Annotated in this window: 1 protein-coding gene; it reads left to right on the top strand. The window is 41.5% G+C overall.

The annotated features are described in order from the left end of the window. Nucleotides 1-142: 142 nt before the first annotated feature. A partial coding sequence (locus ABWV72_RS21150; RefSeq protein WP_353372956.1) for a transposase occupies nucleotides 143-925 on the top strand: 783 nt, incomplete at its 3' end.

Genomic DNA, 925 nt, shown 5'->3' with positions numbered 1-925 from the left:
CGCTCAGACTGTGTGAAAACTATTGATCACCTTTTGAGCTAAGCACCGTGTTTTTATGATCAAACAATCTTGAAATTGCCTGCTGCTATATCGCTTATTTACTATACTTATTAGTAGGTTAACAAGAATAAGTGTTGTTGATATGTCCCACCATATTACAGGCCAAGGTCGCAACCAAGTCACATTATTTCCAGAAGCATTAGATGATTTCGTCAATACTGAGAATCCCGTTCGAGTGATTGAAGCATTTGTAGATGAACTCAACTTAGCAACCCTAGGGTTCCACAAGGTAACGCCTAAAAATACAGGTCGCCCCGGGTATCATCCCGCCACCATGTTGAAGCTCTACATTTATGGCTATCTAAATCGGGTACAGTCTTCTCGCCGATTGGAGCGAGAAGCCCAACGTAATATTGAATTGATGTGGCTACTTGAACGCCTTACTCCTGACTTTAAAACCATTGCTGATTTTAGAAAAGATAACGGCAAAGGTATTAAGAACGCATGTCGTCAATTCGTTGAGCTATGTCGCCAAATGAACATGTTTGCCGATGCTGTAGTGGCGATTGATGGCAGCAAGTTTAAAGCGGTCAACGCAAAAAAGAATAACTTCACTCCCCAAAAAGCTAAGGACCATATTGCACGAATTGAAAGCAGCATAAGTGAATACTTATCAAAGCTAGACAGCGCAGATGCCAGCGACAAGAGTGATAAAGACACCGCATTGATGAAGGACAAATTAGCTTGGCTCCAAAACAGGCTTAGCGAGTTACAAGAAATAGAAACAAAAGTTAATGCACATCCAGACAAACAACTGTCGTCAACAGACCCTGATGCTCGGTTAATGAAAACGGATAATATGAACCGTCAGGTTTGTTACAACGTGCAAACAGCAGTAGACACGAAACATCATCTTATCGTGAGT

This window comes from Aliiglaciecola sp. NS0011-25 (genome assembly GCF_040370605.1).
In the GTDB taxonomy this organism is placed as follows: domain Bacteria; phylum Pseudomonadota; class Gammaproteobacteria; order Enterobacterales; family Alteromonadaceae; genus Aliiglaciecola; species Aliiglaciecola lipolytica_A.
This window is presented reverse-complemented; position numbering and strand designations above follow the sequence as displayed.